The organism is Variovorax sp. P5_A3 (assembly GCF_056400665.1).
Window position 1 is genome coordinate 350,964 of record NZ_JBFUKW010000004.1, and the last position, 16,532, is coordinate 367,495.

General features: G+C 67.0%; 15 protein-coding genes and 2 pseudogenes. 14 read left to right on the plus strand and 3 right to left on the minus strand.

Features of this window, described 5'->3' with window-relative positions; all coding sequences use genetic code 11:
• Window positions 1–119 precede the first annotated feature (119 nt).
• The gene (locus AC1D3B_RS09170; protein ID WP_478190335.1) at window positions 120–368 is read left to right on the plus strand and encodes a DUF3297 family protein; all 249 of its coding nucleotides are present in this window, start codon (window positions 120–122) and stop codon (window positions 366–368) included.
• Window positions 369–418: 50 nt separating this feature from the next.
• Window positions 419–790, plus strand: a complete 372-nt coding sequence (locus tag AC1D3B_RS09175; RefSeq protein ID WP_478190336.1) for a hypothetical protein — start codon at window positions 419–421, stop codon at window positions 788–790.
• Window positions 791–839: 49 nt separating this feature from the next.
• Here the strand turns inward: AC1D3B_RS09175 and AC1D3B_RS09180 are convergent, their stop codons facing one another.
• From AC1D3B_RS09180 to AC1D3B_RS09190, 3 genes are all read right to left on the minus strand, one after another.
• A complete protein-coding gene (locus tag AC1D3B_RS09180; RefSeq protein WP_478190337.1) occupies window positions 840–1,460 on the minus strand; it encodes a murein L,D-transpeptidase catalytic domain-containing protein in 621 nt (206 codons plus the stop codon).
• Window positions 1,461–1,570: 110 nt separating this feature from the next.
• Window positions 1,571–2,428: an alpha/beta hydrolase gene (locus AC1D3B_RS09185; protein WP_478190338.1), complete on the minus strand. Its 858-nt coding sequence runs from the start codon at window positions 2,426–2,428 to the stop codon at window positions 1,571–1,573.
• Entirely contained in the window at window positions 2,428–3,093 is a 666-nt protein-coding gene (locus AC1D3B_RS09190; protein WP_478190339.1) for a TetR/AcrR family transcriptional regulator, read from the minus strand. The genes AC1D3B_RS09185 and AC1D3B_RS09190 overlap by 1 nt, the downstream gene beginning before the upstream one ends.
• Before the next feature lie 179 nt (window positions 3,094–3,272).
• Here AC1D3B_RS09190 and AC1D3B_RS09195 point away from each other — a divergent pair, with 179 nt between their 5' ends.
• The 12 genes and pseudogenes from AC1D3B_RS09195 (at window position 3,273) to AC1D3B_RS09250 (ending at window position 16,531) form a co-directional block, all read left to right on the plus strand.
• On the plus strand, window positions 3,273–4,145 hold the full coding sequence (locus AC1D3B_RS09195; RefSeq protein WP_478190340.1) for a fumarylacetoacetate hydrolase family protein: 873 nt from the start codon (window positions 3,273–3,275) through the stop codon (window positions 4,143–4,145).
• Window positions 4,142–4,939, plus strand: a complete 798-nt coding sequence (locus tag AC1D3B_RS09200; protein ID WP_478190341.1) for an alpha/beta fold hydrolase — start codon at window positions 4,142–4,144, stop codon at window positions 4,937–4,939. Before AC1D3B_RS09195 ends, AC1D3B_RS09200 begins: the two co-directional genes overlap by 4 nt.
• A gap of 2 nt (window positions 4,940–4,941) precedes the next feature.
• The gene (locus AC1D3B_RS09205; protein ID WP_478190342.1) at window positions 4,942–6,231 is read left to right on the plus strand and encodes a metal-dependent hydrolase family protein; all 1,290 of its coding nucleotides are present in this window, start codon (window positions 4,942–4,944) and stop codon (window positions 6,229–6,231) included.
• Between the two features lie 10 nt (window positions 6,232–6,241).
• The gene (locus AC1D3B_RS09210) at window positions 6,242–7,525 is read left to right on the plus strand and encodes a metal-dependent hydrolase family protein (protein WP_478190343.1); all 1,284 of its coding nucleotides are present in this window, start codon (window positions 6,242–6,244) and stop codon (window positions 7,523–7,525) included.
• On the plus strand, window positions 7,522–8,463 hold the full coding sequence (locus AC1D3B_RS09215) for a branched-chain amino acid ABC transporter permease (RefSeq protein WP_478190344.1): 942 nt from the start codon (window positions 7,522–7,524) through the stop codon (window positions 8,461–8,463). The genes AC1D3B_RS09210 and AC1D3B_RS09215 overlap by 4 nt, the downstream gene beginning before the upstream one ends.
• Before the next feature lie 23 nt (window positions 8,464–8,486).
• Window positions 8,487–9,629, plus strand: coding sequence for a branched-chain amino acid ABC transporter permease (locus tag AC1D3B_RS09220; RefSeq protein ID WP_478190345.1), 1,143 nt, complete (start codon window positions 8,487–8,489; stop codon window positions 9,627–9,629).
• A gap of 16 nt (window positions 9,630–9,645) precedes the next feature.
• Window positions 9,646–10,899 carry an ABC transporter substrate-binding protein gene (locus AC1D3B_RS09225; protein ID WP_478190346.1) on the plus strand — a complete coding sequence of 418 codons (1,254 nt, stop codon included), beginning with the start codon at window positions 9,646–9,648 and terminating at the stop codon, window positions 10,897–10,899.
• A gap of 8 nt (window positions 10,900–10,907) precedes the next feature.
• Window positions 10,908–11,726 carry an ABC transporter ATP-binding protein gene (locus tag AC1D3B_RS09230; protein WP_478190347.1) on the plus strand — a complete coding sequence of 273 codons (819 nt, stop codon included), beginning with the start codon at window positions 10,908–10,910 and terminating at the stop codon, window positions 11,724–11,726.
• Window positions 11,726–12,220, plus strand: a pseudogene (locus AC1D3B_RS09235) (ABC transporter ATP-binding protein); the annotation flags it as partial. The gene AC1D3B_RS09230 and the pseudogene AC1D3B_RS09235, both read left to right, overlap by 1 nt.
• Before the next feature lie 531 nt (window positions 12,221–12,751).
• Window positions 12,752–13,957 (plus strand): annotated as a pseudogene (locus AC1D3B_RS09240) (Tm-1-like ATP-binding domain-containing protein); the annotation flags it as partial.
• 28 nt (window positions 13,958–13,985) lie between these two features.
• Entirely contained in the window at window positions 13,986–14,816 is an 831-nt protein-coding gene (locus tag AC1D3B_RS09245; protein ID WP_478190348.1) for a phosphoenolpyruvate hydrolase family protein, read from the plus strand.
• Window positions 14,817–14,836: 20 nt separating this feature from the next.
• A complete protein-coding gene (locus AC1D3B_RS09250) occupies window positions 14,837–16,531 on the plus strand; it encodes a flotillin family protein (RefSeq protein WP_478190349.1) in 1,695 nt (564 codons plus the stop codon).
• Window position 16,532: the final 1 nt, after the last annotated feature.

The window sequence follows — 16,532 nt, forward strand, 5'->3', positions numbered from 1 at the left end:
CCCGAAGAGCTGGCTCCAGTTCTTCGCGTACTCGTGGTCGCCCGGCAGCACGTTTGAGACACCTGCTTCTACCGCCGGGTAGGTACCGCAAAATGGAAGTCTTGACGATTCCCGATTCCATGACTGAAACCACACCCAAGCCACCTCTTCCCGACCACTTGTCGGTCGACCCCCGCAGCCCGCATCACGTGGCCGCCATCTTCGATCACGACATCGGCATCCGCTTCAACGACAAGGAGCGCGGCGACGTCGAGGAATACTGCATCAGCGAAGGCTGGATCAAGGTGCCCGCCGGCAAGACGCTCGACCGCAAGGGCAAGCCGCTGCTGATCAAGCTCAAGGGCAAGGTCGAAGCTTTCTACCGCTAGGCGACGCCCCGGCGGCCTCACGACACCGCGAATCCCGACAGGAGATGCCCATGGCGAACAAACAAGTACTGGTGATCGGCCTGGAGCCGGATCTCGTCGACTTCAGCGCGATGCCGGACATGAACGCAGCAAAGGTACGGGCGGGCCTCGAAGCCGACAAGGCGAAGCTTGCCGGACTGGGCTACGAAGCCGAACTGTGCCTCACCGACCTCGGAAGCACGGCGGAAGCCGTCGTCACGCAAAGGCTCTCCGCGAAATCCTTCGATTGCGTCGTGATCGGCGCCGGCATCCGCACGCTGCCTGTCCATTTCCTCCTTTTCGAGAGACTCGTGAACGCGGTGCACCGACACGCACCCGCCGCCCGGCTCTGCTTCAACACGAAGCCGAGCGATACAGCGGAGGCCGTCCAGCGCTGGATCTGAAACATCAGGCGTTGCCGCACCGCCCCGGAAAGCCTTGGCACATCCTGCATCAGGGTCCGGCCACCGCGTAGATCAGCGCGCCTCCGCGCAACAGGTCGATCACCGTGTCGCGGTCGGCCGACGAGAAAACCATGCATCCGTCGCTCCGGCCCGCCTTGCCGTAGAGCGCGACGAACTCCGGTTCGACATACCACTGCGCGTGGATGACGATCAGGCGCTTGTAGGCGTTGCTGTTGGTCGGGGACAGGCCACGCAGGCGCATGGAGAGCCCGTTGCCTTCCGTTGGACTCATGTAGACCTCGTCGGTGCGATACAGCCCGAGGCTGCTCGCAAAGCTGTCGACAACGTCGAGAAAGACTTCAGGCACCCCGTCGTTGTCCTCCGGCTCGGATCCGATGCCGTGTGCCACCAGGAAGCTGTGGACGATGGTGCCGGTCGAGCGCTCGATCACATGAAAGCGCGGCAATCGCGACTGGACGGAAAAGTCCAGCACCGCCGCATAGGGATGCTCGGAGGGCTGCGCCAGCACATAGGCAATGGCCGACGACAGCAACGCCGAGCGCGCCGGCGGAGCCTCGTCGGTCGGCGGCGCGAGCGCCAGCGTCACGCCGAGGCCATTCCACCCCAGGATGACGCCGAGCCCCGTCCGAAGCAACCGTCGCCTGATCACACAGCATGTCTCCTGCGCTATTTGCCCTTCGACGCCGCGGCTGCAGCCTACCCCCTTCGCCGCCAGCTTTGAATTGCACTTTGGTGCAGAGGCGCCCGTAGGCGCGAGCGTCAGAGGCCCAGCAGTTCCAGGGCGCGCCGATGTGTCCGCGCCCCCGGGTTGGCGAGTTCGTGGAGCACATCCATGTGATTACGACCCAGCTCACTCTCCGCCGCGATGACGACGCGCGGGCCCCATGCTTGCGCGATCAGGTCGGCCTGTCGATGGAACTCCTCGCTCTCTTCGCCGCCGACGACCGTGACCAGCGATCCGCGCAAGGGTGCCGGCATGGCCGCTGGACTGAGGCGCAAGGCCGACGCTTCGGTCAGACCGATGTCAGGCGCCAGGAACGGCGCATGCCGAAGCGGTTCCAGTTCGTAGAGACCCGAGATCGACAAGGCGGACTTCACGAGATCCGCCGGCAGGTCCGGCGACACGGCCCGCCAATCGGTGGCCAGCAACATCGTCGCCAGGTGCCCGCCAGCCGAATGGCCCGCCACGACGATGCGCTTCGGGTCGCCGCCATGTTCGGCCGCATGTCGCCAGACCCACGCGAGCGCCTGCACGAGTTGCGACACGATGTGCTCGATGCTCACCGCCGGGCACAGCGCGTAGTTGAGGTTCACGACCATCGCCCCCGCATCCGCGAGCGGCGGCGCGACGAAGGCGTGATCGCGCTTGTCGAGCGCCCGCCAGTAGCCGCCGTGGATGTAGACGAACACCGGCGCGTCGCGGCCCGCCGGAAGAATGTCGAGCCGCTCGCTCGCGTCATCCCCGTAGGCCACGTCGAGCACCCAGCCTGGGCGCACCAGCGCACGCGCCGACGCATCGGCCCAATGCTGGAGGATGGCCGGGTGCCCGGGAATGCGTGCGCGGTTGTTGTACTGCTCGTCGTGCCAGGCTGGCGAGGGTCGGGACCTGGAACGCATCAGGGGGCCTTGTGCTTCGGGCGTGGCTTCTGTTCGGATTCGCGCAGGGCCGCATCGATCAACGCATCGGCCATCCAGATCGCGGTCCGTTCGACTTCCCGATCGCGCAGTCCCCAGATGTCCTTGAGGATCACGTAGGGCTCGATGCCGTAGACGACGGACAGCGCTTGATGCAGCCGATTGCGCATCGCCGGCCGCATCAGCGGCGCCAGCGGCTCGATCGCATGCTCCAGGATGCGCACGCGATGGCCGCGCCGATAGGGCTCCTCTTCCAGCAGCCCTGCGCGCTCCAGGCCCCACTGCTCCAGCGACAGCAGCGCGGCGGCACGCATTTGCGCCTCGAACTCCTTGAAGCGCGGAAAGGTCTGGAGGAACAGCTCGTGCACGCGCTCGCGGCCGTTGGGGTTGTCCGAAGCGAGCCTGCGCACCGGGCCGAGCGAGCTGTCGATCACCGCCGTCACCAGCGCGCTGCGGCTCGGAAAGTAGCGGTACGCCGTGGCGCGCGAAACCTTCGCCCGCGCCGCGCACACGGCCACCGAAGGGATGTGGCCGCTTTCCTGGATGATGGCCATGGCGGTGTCGAGCAACAAGCGGAAGGTCGCGGCCCGCACACCGCGTTCGGGGGGCACCGGGGGTTCGCTCAGCTTGTGCTTCAGGCGGGCCATGGGGTTTGTACGGGGCTCGGTAGGGTCTGGAATCTATTGTGAACAGCTGCGGCCGGCCCGTATGATGCAGCGATCCCGATTTGAGACGCAAGTCTCAAACCTGACATTCAAGACTTCCGAGATCCCATGGCAACTGGCTCGCACCAGCAAGACCGCGGGACCCCATGGAGACAAAGTCGATGCGCCTGGCCAGCTGGAATTGGGGTGGTCGCGACTACGTTGGCACGATCTCGCCGGACGGGCGTGAAGCCACGCCCCTGGGTGTGCGCGACGCATCGCTCGGCGCGCTCCCGCTGATCCAGGCCCTGGCGCGCGACGAGCCGCTGCCCCAGCCTTCGGGCACGCGCCTTCCCGTCGAAGTCGTCACCCTTCGTGCGCCCCTGCCGCGCCCTCTGCGCAGCCTGTTCTGCGTCGGACGCAACTACCGTGCGCATGCGGAGGAACTGGCCGGCTCGGTGTTCCGGTCGGCCATGCCGGAGAGCGACCCCTGGCCCATCGTCTTCGGCAAGCTGGGCGAATGCGTGGTCGGGCCGCACGATGCCGTGCGCCTGCCCTCGCCGGCGGCATCGGTGCAGATCGACTACGAATCCGAACTCGCCGTCGTCATCGGCCGCGGCGGACGGGACATTCCCGCGTCGCGCGCGATGGAACACGTGTTCGGCTACACCATCGTCAACGACGTGACCGCGCGCGACGTGCAGATGCGGCACCAGCAGTGGGACCTGGGCAAGAGCTTCGACACCTTCTGCCCGATGGGCCCCTGGATCGTCACGGCCGACGAACTCGACGGCCGCGCCACGCGCGTGCGCGGCTGGGTCAACGGCGCGCTGCGGCAGGACGGGCAGACGCGCGACATGATCTTCGACATCCCGACGCTGATCGAGACCTGCTCGCGCGGCATCACGCTGCATCCCGGCGACGTCATCGCGACCGGCACGCCGTCCGGCGTGGGCATGGGGCTGAAGCCGCCGCAGTGGCTGAAGTCGGGCGACGTGGTGCGCATCGAGATCGACGGTGTGGGCATCATCGAGAACAGGTTCGAATCATCATGAGCTTTCAACTGATCGACCGCATCGCGGTGGAAGAGGAAGGCGAAGGCCCCGCTGTCGTCTGCGTGCATGGCCTGGGCGGCAGCTCCAACAGCTGGACGCCGTTGATGCCCGCCCTGGCGCGGCATCGCGTGATCCGGGTCGACCTGCCGGGCAGCGGGCGCTCGCAACGCGCGGAAGGCGCGCTGTCGATCGAGCGCTATGTCGAGACGATGCTGAACATCTGCGAGCGGCTGAACGTCCCGCGCGCGCACTGGCTCGGGCACTCGATGGGCACCATCGTCTGCCAGCACATCGCGGCGGCGCATCCGAAGCGGGTGGCGAGCGTCGCGCTCTTCGGTCCGCTCATCGCGCCGCCGGATGCCGCGCGCTCGGCGATGAAGGCGCGTGCGGCGAAGGCGCGCGAGGGCGCTGCGGGCATGCAGGAGATCACGCAGGGGCTGCTCCAGGCCGCGATCTCGCGCGACACGCGCGAGCGGCTTCCGGTCGCGGTGGCCTTCGTTCGCGAAAGCCTGATGCGGCAGGACGGCGACGGCTATGCGCGAAGCTGCGAAGCACTGGCCGACGCGCAAGCCGCGGCGGTCGAGAACATCGAGGCGCCCGTCCTGCTGGTGACGGGCGACGAGGACGGCGTGGCGCCGCCGCAGTCCGTGCGCTCCTTCGCTGACCGGCTGCACCGCGCCGCCAGCAAACGCGTGGTCGTGCTGCCGCGCTGCGGGCACTGGACGCCGGTCGAGCGTCCCGAGGAGTGCCAGCGCGAGCTGCGCGACTTTCTTGCAACGCATGCGAGGAACTGACAATGGCCGACGTCCTCTTCACGAATGTGCGGGTCTTCGACGGCGGCGGCGAAGCACCTTTCACCGGTGACGTGCTCGTGCAGGGCAATCGCATCGCGCGCGTGGTCAAGACGGCCTACGGGGCGCGGCCCGCGCTCATCAGCGGCGCGCAGGTGATCGACGGTGCCGGCGCCTTCCTGATGCCGGGCATGGTCGAGGCGCACACGCATTTCTCGTGGAACGACCAGCCCAGCCTCGACGCGATCCAGCGCATGCCGCCGGAGGAGCACATCCTCTGGTGCGCCGAGGTCGCGAAGCGCTATCTGGACATGGGCTGGACAAGCTGCGTCGGCGCCGCCGCCGCCAAGCCCCGCCTCGACGTGGTCATCCGCAATGCGATCAACGACGGCACCATCATCGGCCCGCGCTACCTGGCCGCGAGCCAGGAGATCACCGTGCCGGGTGGCCTGGGCGACACCACGCAGCCGCACCTGCCGCAACCGGAGTTCGCCTTCGGCGCGATCGTCAGCGGCGCGGAAGAGATGCGCCGCTGCGTGCGCATGTTCGCCAAGTACGGCGTCGACTCGCTCAAGATCAATCTCTCGGGCGAGTCGATCACCGGCATGCCGAGCGAGATGAGCCAGTTCACCGAGGAAGAGATCACGGTCTGCGTGCAGGAGGCCAAGGCCTGGGGCAAGCGCGTGGCGGCGCATGCGCGCTCCACATGGTCGATCAAGCAATGTGTGAAGCAGGGCATCGAAGTGATCTACCACGCCAGCTTCACCGACGAAGAGGCGCTGGACATGCTCGAGGCGAAGAAGACCGAGCATTTCATCGCGCCGGGCCTGGCCTGGCTCATCAACACCTGCCATCACGCAAGCCAATGGGGCTTGACGCCCGAGGTCACGCGCAAGATGGGCTACCACCGCGAACTCGAAGCGGCCGTCGAAAGCATGCGCGCCATGCGCAAGCGCGGCATCCGCATCCTGCCGGGCGGGGACTACGGCTTCGCGTGGACACCGCACGGAACCAATGCGAAAGACCTGGAGTACTTCGTCAAGTACGTCGGCATGAGCACCATGGAAGCATTGCTCTCGGCGACTGCCTGGGGCGGTCCGATGATGCGCATGGGCAAGGTACTGGGCTACATCCGCGAAGGCTACCTGGCCGACATCCTGCTGATCGACGGCGACCCGCTCGCCGACATCACCGTGCTGCAGGACAAGTCCCGGATCATGGCCGTCATGAAGGACGGCGAATTTCATCGCGCGCCCCCTGTGCGTTCGCAACGTACTACCCGCTGGGCAGCATAGGAGATACGTCATGGCCGATGTCGTCTTCACCAACGTCCGCGTCCTCGACGGCACGGGGCAGAACCCCTACACCGGCAGCGTGCTCGTGCGGGGCAACCGCATCCGGCAGGTCGGGCGCAGCTCGGCGCCGATCGCACCGGGCGGCGCGACGGTGATCGACGGCGCTGGCGCCACGCTGATGCCCGGCATGTGCGAGGCCCACACGCACTTCTCGTGGAACGACGCAGCCACGCTCGCGGCCATCCAGACGATGCCGCTCGAAGAGCATGTGCTGTGGTGCAGCAAGGTAGCCCGGCGCTATCTCGAAGCGGGCTTCACCTCCTGCGTTGGAGCCGCCTGCGCCAAGCCGCGTCTCGATGTGGTGATCCGCAACGCCATCAACGCCGGGCAGATCCCGGGGCCGCGTTATCTCGCGGCCAGCCAGGAGATCACGGTACTGGGTGGCCTGGGCGACGAAACGCTGCCGCATCTGCCCTTCCCGGAGTTCAGCTTCGGCGTGAACATCTCCGGCCCCGAGGAGATGCGCAAGGCCGTGCGCACCTTCCTCAAGTACGGCGTGGACTCGGTCAAGCTCAACCTCTCGGGCGACAACTTCACGCCCCAGTCGCCGTCCGAGACGACGTGGATGATGGACGAGGAGGTCGAGGCCGCCATGCGCGAAGTGCGCATCCGCGGCAAGCGCGGCATCGCGCACGCACGCTCGTCGGACAGCGTGAAGCAGGCACTGCGCCACGGCATCGACCTGATCTACCACGCGAGCTTCGTCGACGACGAGGCCATCGACATGCTGGAGGCCGCGAAGGACCGCGTGTTCGTCGCGCCGGGCATCGCGATCCTCTACGCCATGCTGCACGAGGCCGAGCCCTACGGCGTCACGCACGCCATGGCCGTCGACATGGGCTACGAGACGGAGTGGGAGGCGGCCTGCGTGTCGCTGTCGAAGATGCACAAGCGCGGCATCCGCGTGTTGCCGGGCGGCGACTACGGTTTTGCCTTCACACCGCATTGCCAGAACGCGCGCGACCTGGAGTTCTTCGTCAAGTACCTGGGCTTCACGCCGATGGAAGCGATCCGCTCGACCACGCTTTACGGCGGCCAGATCATGATGAAGCCGGACGAGCTCGGCGTCATCAAGGACGGCTACCTCGCCGACATGCTGCTGGTCGACGGCGACCCGCTGGCCAACCTGTCGATCCTGCGCGACCCGAAGCGCATCCTCGCGGTGATGAAGGATGGCGAATTCGCCAAGACGCCGGAGATCGCGTCGCAACGCAGCTGGGAGCGCGCCGCGTGAGTCGAAAAAACTGGGCTCTCCTGCTGCTCTTCGTCATTCCGGTCGCGGTGTTCGCCGTCTGGGCGATCGTCGACAACGCTTCCCTGTTCTTCAAGACGCTGCTGAACGGGCTCACGCTCGCATCGCTGTACTTCCTGGTCGCGAGCGGGTTCACGCTGGTGTTCGGGCTGATGCGCAACGTCAACCTGGCGCATGGCTCGCTCTACCTCTTCGGAGCCTACATCGGGTGGTACGTGGGCGAGCACACCGGTTCTTGGGTGCTGGCGGTGATCGCCGGGTTCCTGTCGGCGGCCGTGCTGGGGCTGCTGATGCAGGTGCTGGTGTTCCGCCACATGCAAGGGCAGGACCTGCGGCAGACGCTCGTGACCATCGGGCTGTCGATCGTGCTCGCCGACCTGATGCTCTGGGCCTGGGGCGCGGAGATCTACACCTTCGATCCGCCGTCGTGGATCTACGGCTCGACCACGCTGCCGCTGGTCAACAAGTTTCCGACCTATCGCATCTTCGTGCTGATCGCCTCCATCGTGATCGGCGTCGGTCTGTGGCTCCTGCTTGCGCGCACACGCATCGGGATGATGATCCGCGCCGGAGTGGATGACCGGGGCATGCTGGCAGCTTCCGGCGTCAACGTGCAGCGCGTCTTTGCGCTGACCTTCGCGATCGGGGCCGGGCTGGCCGGACTGGCCGGCGTCGTCGGCGGCACGGCGCTGTCGATCTCGCCGGGAGAGGACACACGCTACCTACTCGCGTCGCTCGTCGTGGTGATCGTCGGCGGCATGGGCAGCGTTGTCGGCGCGGCCATCGGTGCGCTGCTGATCGGGCTGGCCGAGCAGTTCGGTCTCGCCTACGCGCCGACCTACAGCGTGGTCTTCACGTTTGTGATCATGGTGGTTGCACTGGCGTTCAAGCCGCGCGGCCTGATGGGGAAAAACTCGTGAGCGCAGCGAAGTGGCGGCGGGCCATGAATTCATCTTCCGCCGCGGCGGCGCAGGCTGCGCGCGGCGTGCGCGATACGAGCAGGCCCGCGGTCGTGCGGTCCACCGCTCAGACGCTGCCTTCGCGCGACGGCATGTCGGAGGCGCGCTTCTCGAACTGGTGGCGGTCCGTCGTGCGCGCCGTGAAGTGGCGGCACATCGCAGTCATCGTCTTCGTCTTCGCCTATCCCTTCTTCGCCACGCCCTTCTTCACTTTCCAGATCGGCGCGCAGTCGCTGGCGCTCGGCCTGATCGCGCTGTCGCTGATCTTCCTCGGCGGCTACGGCGGCATGGTGTCGCTCGCGCAGATGACAGTCGCGGGTTTCGCGGCCTACATGCTGGCGATCTTCGGCACCAGCAGCAACCTGGCCATCAGCCTGGGCTGGCCGTGGTGGCTCGCGCTCGTCGTCGCGATCTCGCTCGGGACGCTGGTCGCCGCGAGCATCGGCTGGCTGTCGGTGCGCACCGAAGGCATCTACACGATCATGATCACGCTCGCGGTCGGTGTCGCCTTCTTCTACCTGGCGCAGCAGAATTACACCGTCTTCAACGGCTTCCAGGGCTTCAGCCGCATCGCCGCGCCGACGGTCTTCGACCTGGACCTCGGCAAGCCGATGCCCTTCTACTTCCTGGTGCTCGCCTGCTCGCTGGCCGGCTACTTCTTCGTCAAGCACCTGATCCGCGCGCCCTTCGGCATTGCGCTGCAAGGCATCCGCGACAACCCGCGCCGCATGCAGGCGCTGGGCTACAACGTGACGGCGCACCGCGTCGGCGCGTATGCGGTGGCGGGCTTTCTCTCGGCGGTGGGCGGCATCCTGATGGTCTGGTACAACGGCCGCATCTCGCCCGGCACCGTCGGCGTCGGCGCGATGATCAACATCCTCATCATCGCCGTGCTCGGCGGCATGAAGCACCCCATCGGCGCCTTCATCGGCGCGATCGTCTTCGTGCTGCTGCAGAACTTCGCGATCGACCTGGTCGACCGCGAACGCTTCAATCTCGTGATCGGCGGGGTCTTCCTCGCGATCGTGCTGTTTTCACCCGACGGATTGCTTGGCTTGTGGCAGAGCCTTCGCAATCGCCTGGGCTCCGCTTTCACCCACCGCGGTCAAGGCCGCATTCATCGATGACAAGAAGGAGCGAGACATGAGCAGAGGCAAGAAATCGTTCGGGCGCAGCATCGTGGCTGCGGCAGCTTTGGTCGCCCTGGGCGGCGTCGCGTACGCCCAGGAGACCATCAAGATCGGCCTGCTGGCCTCACTGGAGGGACCGTTCGCGGCGCCCGGCCAGGACGGCATGCGCGGCGCGGACATGGCGCTGAAAGAGAAGAATGGCATGGCCGGCGGCAAGAAGGTCGAGTTCGTCAAGGTCTCGTCCGACGCCACGCCGGACAAGGCCGTGAACTCCACACGCAAGGCGGTCGAGCAGGACAAGGTGCAGATCATGATCGGCCCGCTGTCGGGCGACGAGGGCATCGCGGTCAAGAACTACGCGAAGACGCAGCCGAACATCACCTTCATCAACGGCTCCTCGGGTGCGCAGGCGGCGACGTGGGGCGATCCGGCCCCCAACTTCTATCGCTTCAACACCGAAGGCGCGCAGTGGATGGTGGGCCTCGGCGAGCACGCGCTCTCCAAGGGCTACAAGAAGACCTTCCTGATCGCGGAGGACTACGGCTTCCCGTATTCGCAGGTGCAGGGCTTCATGGCCAGCTACTGCGCCAAGGGCGGCAAGGTGGTCGACAAGGCGTGGGTGCCACTGGGCACCAAGGACTACGCCTCGGTGATCGCGAAGATCCCGAAGGATGTCGATGCGCTGGTCGTGGTCCTCGGCGGTTCGGATGCGGTGAACTTCCTCACGCAGTACGAGCAGGCCGGCGGCGACAAGCCGATGATCGGCGGCTCGATCACGGTCGACCAGACGGTGCTCAATTTCAAGGGCAAGCGCCGCGAGTCGCTGCTGGGCACCGCGTCGGCCGGGCCGATGGCCGATTCGATCGACACGCCGGAGTGGAAGAAGTTCGTGGCCGACTACAAGGCCAACTACAAGGACGGCTTCCCGAGCCCATCGCTGTTCGCCTACCTGTACTACATCAACACCAAGGCGGCGCTCGACGGGCTCGATGCGGTCAAAGGCGATCTGTCGGGCGGGCAGAAGGCCTATCGCGACGCGCTGCAGAAGACCAACTTCAATGGTCCTGCAGGCGTGGTGAAGATCGATGCAAACCGCAATGGCGTCGGCACCACCTACATCACGGAAGTGACGAAGGCGCCCGACGGCTCCTTCTACAACAAGGTCGTGAAGTCGGTGCCCAACATCACGCAGACGCTGGGCCTGCCTGAAGCCGAGTTCCAGAAGATGGGGTTGGGTACGCGCGACGTACCCGATTGCCGCAAGTAAGCACCAAGATGGCCACGATCACCCCGCTCCGGCCGGTCGCTTCGCGCGGCCACGCGATCAGCGGCGCAGGCACGCAGTTGCTCTCGGGCGACGCGCTGCGGCTGGACGGGGTGACGCGTGCCTTCGGTGCGTTGCGCGCGGTCGATGACGTATCGATCACGGTCACGGCCGGACAGAAGTACGCCATCCTCGGTTCCAACGGCGCGGGCAAGACCACGCTGTTCAATGCGATCACCGGCGACTTCCCACCGACGGCCGGGCGCATTCATTTCTTCGGCGAGGACATCACCGACCTGCCGCCGCACGATCGCATCCGCAAGGGGTTGCGCCGCACGTACCAGTCTTCGCTGCTGTTCCGCGACCTCACGGTGCGGGACAACCTCTTTCTTGCGGTCCGTGGCGTTGCCAGCGGCCGCTTCAGTTTCCTGAGGGCGCGCGCGGGCAACGCCTCCACGCGCGCCACCAACGACCTGCTGGAACGCACGCGCCTGAGCCACATCGCCGACGAACGGGTCGCCAATCTCGCGCACGGGCAACAGCGGCAACTGGAGATCGGCATGGCACTGGCCGGCGCACCGCGACTGATCCTGTTCGACGAGCCGGCGGCGGGTCTTTCGCCGGTCGAGCGGCGCGAACTGGTCGCGCTGCTGGGCTCGTTGCCGGCGCACATGAGTTTCGTGCTGATCGAGCACGACCTGGACATTGCACTGCGCGTGGTCGACCGCGTCACTGTCATGCACAACGGACGCACGCTGCGCACCGGCACGCCGGACGAGATCGAGAACGACGCGCAGGTGCAGGCGATCTACATGGGGAGCAGGCACTGATGGCATGGTTCGGCACCGACCGGAAAGCAATCGCCAGCGGCGCGCCGGTGCTCGTCATCGAAGCGCTCGACGTGTTCTATGGCCGCGCGCATGCGCTGCAGGGCGTGAGCCTCGCGCTGGAACGCGGCGTTCTCGGCATCGTCGGGCGCAACGGCATGGGCAAGAGCACGCTGTGCAACGCCATCACCGGACTCGTGCCGGCGCGCGGGAGCATCCGGCTCGTGGGCGAGGAAATCCTCGGCCTGTCGCCGAACGAGATCACGAAGCGCGGCATCGCCTACGTGCCGCAGGGTCGTCGCGTGTGGGCCTCGCTTTCGGTGGACGAGACATTGCGGCTGGTGGCCGGTCGCCGGCGCGAGGTCGATCGCGTCTATGCGATGTTCCCGCGGCTGGCGGAGCGGCGCGGCCATGGCGGTGCGCAACTGTCGGGCGGCGAACAGCAGATGCTGGCGATCGGGCGTGCGCTGCTGCTCAACCCCAAGCTGCTCGTGATGGACGAGCCCACCGAAGGCCTGGCCCCGGTGATCGTCGACCAGGTGGCGCAGGCGCTGCGCGATCTGGCGGCCGAGGGCAGCATCGCCGTGTTGCTGATCGAGCAGAACCTCGGCGTCGCGGTGTCGGTGGCCGATCGGATCGGACTGATGGTCAACGGCCGCATCGCGCAGGAGATGCCCGCGTCGCAACTGGCGGCTGACCGCGAATTGCAGGAGCGCCTGCTCGGCGTGCGCTCCGGCGGTCCCGACGACGAGGTCGAGAACCTGGGCGCGTCGCCCGCGGCCGACGCGCCGGCATCCACGCAAGTCTTCACCGTCCGTCGCGCCCACGGCGATGGCGCGCCGTCACTCGACGATCTGCCGCCCGCCACGGTGCGCGGCTTCACGCGATGGAACGCGGGCGGCACGGCCGCACCGGGGGCGGACATCGCGCGCGTCGCACCCGTGCCTGAAACGACGACCGCCGCGCCCGCATCCACGTCACCTCGCGTCTTCGAGTTCCCCGTAGCCGCCAGCAGCGTCCGCTCCGCCTACGTCGCAGGCACCTTCGACACCAAGGGCCGCGAACTCGCCTTCCTGCGCCAATGCCTCGAAAAGCTCGGCATGCGCGTGGTCACCGTCGATCTCGCGACCTCCGGCAAGCCTTCGCCCGCCAGCGTGCACCCGCGCGAAGTGGCGCGTCATCACCCTCAAGGCGAGTCGGCCGTCTTCAGCAACGACCGCGGCAGCGCGACCGCCGCGATGGCGACCGCATTCGAAGCCTTCCTCGCCACGCGGCGCGACCTCGGCGGCATCATCTCGGCGGGCGGCTCCGGCGGCACCTCAATGGCGACGCAGGGCATGCGCGCGCTGCCCATCGGCGTGCCCAAGATGATGGTGTCGACCATGGCCAGCGGCGACACGCGCCCCTACGTCGGGCCGAGCGACATCTGCATGATGTATTCGGTCACCGACGTGCAGGGCATCCATCGCATCAGCGAACTCGTGCTCGCCAACGCGGCGAACGCGCTGGCCGGGATGATTGCCCATCCGCCCGTCATCTCGACGGTCGCCAAGACGGCCATCGGCCTCACCATGTTCGGTGTGACGACGCCCTGCGTGCAGACCGTCACCAGGCAACTCGGCGATGAATACGACTGCCTGGTGTTCCACGCCACAGGCGTCGGCGGCCAGTCGATGGAGAAGCTCGTCGATTCCGGCCTGGTGGCAGGCGTGATCGACGTCTCGACCACCGAGATCGCGGACGAGATCGTCGGCGGCACGCTGTCGGCCGGCGCGACGCGGCTGGACGTGTTCGCGCGGCACGCATCGCCCTACGTCGGCTCCTGCGGCGCGCTCGACATGGTGAACTTCGGCGCCTGGGACACGGTGCCCGAGCGCTTCAAGGGGCGCAGGCTCTACCGCCACAACCCCACGATCACCCTGATGCGCACCACGGCCGACGAATGCCGCGCCATCGGCGAATTCATCGCCACCAAGCTCAACGCGATGCGCGGGCCGGTTCGCTTCCTCATCCCCGAAGGCGGCGTATCCGCCATCGACCGCCCCGGCCAGCCTTTCCATGACCCCGACGCGGACCGGGCGCTTTTCACCGCCATCGAAAGCGGCTTCCGCGCAGGCCCCGACCGGAAGCTGCAGCGCCTGCCGCTGCACATCAACGACGAAGCCTTCGCCGACGCACTGGTCGGCGCATGGCATGAAGTGGCGCGCTCGACGCCGGGCGCGCGGCGCGCCTGAACAACAACACGCGAGGAGACCGAACACCATGCCCCGCATCGCCCGAACGACACTGCTCGAACGCTTCCGCGCGAAGATCGAGGCCGGCCGGCCGATCATCGGTGGGGGCGCCGGCACCGGCCTGTCCGCCAAGTGCGAGGAAGCCGGCGGCATCGACCTCATCGTCATCTACAACTCGGGCCGGTATCGCATGGCGGGCCGCGGTTCCCTCGCGGGCCTGCTGGCCTACGGCAATGCGAACGAGATCGTCTGCGAGATGGCGCACGAGGTGCTTCCGGTGGTGCTGAATACGCCGGTGCTGGCAGGCGTGAACGGCACCGACCCGTTCATGATCCCCGACGAATTCCTGAACAGGTTGATCTCGCTCGGCTTCTCGGGCGTGCAGAACTTTCCGACGGTCGGCCTGATCGACGGTGTCTTCCGCGCGAACCTGGAGGAAACAGGCATGGGCTATGGGCTGGAGGTCGAGATGATCGCCCGCGCCCGCGCGCTCGACCTCTTGACCACGCCCTACGTCTTCAGCGAAGCGGATGCGCGCGCCATGGCAGGCGCCGGTGCCGACATCGTGGTCTGCCACCTCGGGCTGACGACGGGCGGTGCCATCGGCGCCGAAACCGCCCTCACGCTGGCCGACTGCGTGACGCGCATCAACCAGTGGGCGGCCGCCGCGCACGCGGTCAAGCCCGATGCCATCGTGCTCTGCCACGGCGGGCCGATCGCAACGCCCGAGGACGCCCAGTACGTGCTCGCGCATTGCCCCTCGTGCGCCGGCTTCTACGGCGCGAGTTCGATGGAGCGCCTGCCGACGGAAACGGCGCTCACCGAGACCACGCGACGCTTCGTCCAGATCACGCGATAGACCAACAGGAGACGACACCCATGTCAGGCGCTCAATTCGGAAGTTTCATCCTCGGGCTGATCGTCGTCGCGATCGTCGTGGCGATCGCAGTGTGGCTGCTGCACTGGCTCTACCTGCGCAGCTCGAAGGAGCGCGCCTTCGTGCGCACCGGCCTCGGCGGGCAGAAGGTGGTGCTGGGTGGCGGCGCCTTCGTGCTGCCCATCGTGCATGACGTGATCCCCGTCAACATGAACACGCTTCGCCTCGAAGTGAGCCGCGGCCGCGACAAGGCGCTGATCACCAAGGACCGCATGCGGGTCGACGTGATTGCCGAGTTCTACGTGCGTGTCGCCACCAACGAGGATGCCGTTGCCGCGGCGGCCCAGACGCTCGGCCTGCGGACCATGGAGCCTGAGCAACTCAAGGAACTGGTCGAAGGCAAGTTTGTCGATGCCCTGCGCACGGCAGCGGCCGAAATGACGATGGAAGAACTGCACGAGAAGCGTGGCGCCTACGTGAAGCGCGTGCGCGAAGCGGTGGCGGTGGACCTGACCAAGAACGGCCTCGAACTCGAAGCCGCGTCGCTCACGCAACTCGACCAGACCGGCATGGAGTTCTTCAATCCGAGCAACGCCTTCGACGCCGAAGGCCTGACCCGCCTCACCGAGCAGATCGAGCACCGCAAGAAGCAGCGCAACGACGTCGAGCAGGACACACTCATCGCCATCCGCAACAAGAACCTCGAAGCCGAGAAGCTCTCGCTCGACATCGATCGCGAGAGCGAACACGCGCGGCTGGCGCAGCAGCGCGAGCTGGAGATGGCCCGCGCGCGCCAGCGTGCCGAGGTGTCGACCGAACGCGCCCAACGCGAGCAGGAGGCCGAAGGCGCGCAGATCACCGCCAAGCAGACCATCGACACCGCACGCATCCGCTCGGAACAGACCATCGAGGAAGAGCGCATCGGCAAGGAGCGCGCAATCCAGAGCGCGGAGATCGAGCGCCGTCTGTCCCTCGAACTCGCGGAGCAGCAGCGCGCGATCTCGATTGCCCGCGAAAGCAAGGCACAGAGCGAAGCGCAGGCCGAGGCCGAACTGGCGCGGGCGACAGCGGTGTCCGCCGAAGAGAAGGTCTTCACCGCGCGAGAAGTCGAAATGGCCGAACGAAGAAAGGCCATCGAACTGATTTCCGCAGCCCAGATCGCCGAGCGCGACGCGTTGCGCCTCACCTCCGCAGCCCAGGCCGAGAGCGATGCGAGCGTGGCCCGTGGCGCTGCAGTACGCGCCCAGGCCGAGGCCGATGCGGACGCCGACAAGATCCGCTCGATGGCGATGAAGGTGCGCGCCGAGATCGAGGCCGACGCGGCGCGCATGATGAACGAATCGCACAACATGCTCTCGCCCGAGGCGCGCATGTCCGCACTTCGCATGAAGCTGGTCGAGAAGGCCGAGGCGATCATTCGCGAGTCGGTGCGGCCGCTGGAGAACATCGAAGGCATCAAGATCCTGCACGTCGACGGTCTCGGCGGATCGTCGGGCGACGGCGGTCGCAACAGCGATGGCGGCAACTTTGCCGACGGGGTGGTCAACTCCGCGCTGCGCTTCCGGGCGCAGGCGCCGCTGGTGGACCAGCTCCTGCGCGAGATCGGCATCCAGGGCGGCGACATCCAGCGGCTGGTGGGCGACGCCAGCGGCGCCCATGCCGCGCTGCCCTCGTCGAGCGAGTCGTCGAAGGAATAGC

Coding starts and splice junctions, on each gene's coding strand:
- AC1D3B_RS09170 (WP_478190335.1), top strand. CDS start 120: ATGACTGAAACCACACCCAAGCCACCTCTTCCCGACCACTTGTCGGTC.
- AC1D3B_RS09175 (WP_478190336.1), top strand. CDS start 419: ATGGCGAACAAACAAGTACTGGTGATCGGCCTGGAGCCGGATCTCGTC.
- AC1D3B_RS09185 (WP_478190338.1), bottom strand. CDS start 2,428: ATGCGTTCCAGGTCCCGACCCTCGCCAGCCTGGCACGACGAGCAGTAC.
- AC1D3B_RS09190 (WP_478190339.1), bottom strand. CDS start 3,093: ATGGCCCGCCTGAAGCACAAGCTGAGCGAACCCCCGGTGCCCCCCGAA.
- AC1D3B_RS09195 (WP_478190340.1), top strand. CDS start 3,273: ATGCGCCTGGCCAGCTGGAATTGGGGTGGTCGCGACTACGTTGGCACG.
- AC1D3B_RS09200 (WP_478190341.1), top strand. CDS start 4,142: ATGAGCTTTCAACTGATCGACCGCATCGCGGTGGAAGAGGAAGGCGAA.
- AC1D3B_RS09205 (WP_478190342.1), top strand. CDS start 4,942: ATGGCCGACGTCCTCTTCACGAATGTGCGGGTCTTCGACGGCGGCGGC.
- AC1D3B_RS09210 (WP_478190343.1), top strand. CDS start 6,242: ATGGCCGATGTCGTCTTCACCAACGTCCGCGTCCTCGACGGCACGGGG.
- AC1D3B_RS09220 (WP_478190345.1), top strand. CDS start 8,487: ATGAATTCATCTTCCGCCGCGGCGGCGCAGGCTGCGCGCGGCGTGCGC.
- AC1D3B_RS09225 (WP_478190346.1), top strand. CDS start 9,646: ATGAGCAGAGGCAAGAAATCGTTCGGGCGCAGCATCGTGGCTGCGGCA.
- AC1D3B_RS09230 (WP_478190347.1), top strand. CDS start 10,908: ATGGCCACGATCACCCCGCTCCGGCCGGTCGCTTCGCGCGGCCACGCG.
- AC1D3B_RS09245 (WP_478190348.1), top strand. CDS start 13,986: ATGCCCCGCATCGCCCGAACGACACTGCTCGAACGCTTCCGCGCGAAG.
- AC1D3B_RS09250 (WP_478190349.1), top strand. CDS start 14,837: ATGTCAGGCGCTCAATTCGGAAGTTTCATCCTCGGGCTGATCGTCGTC.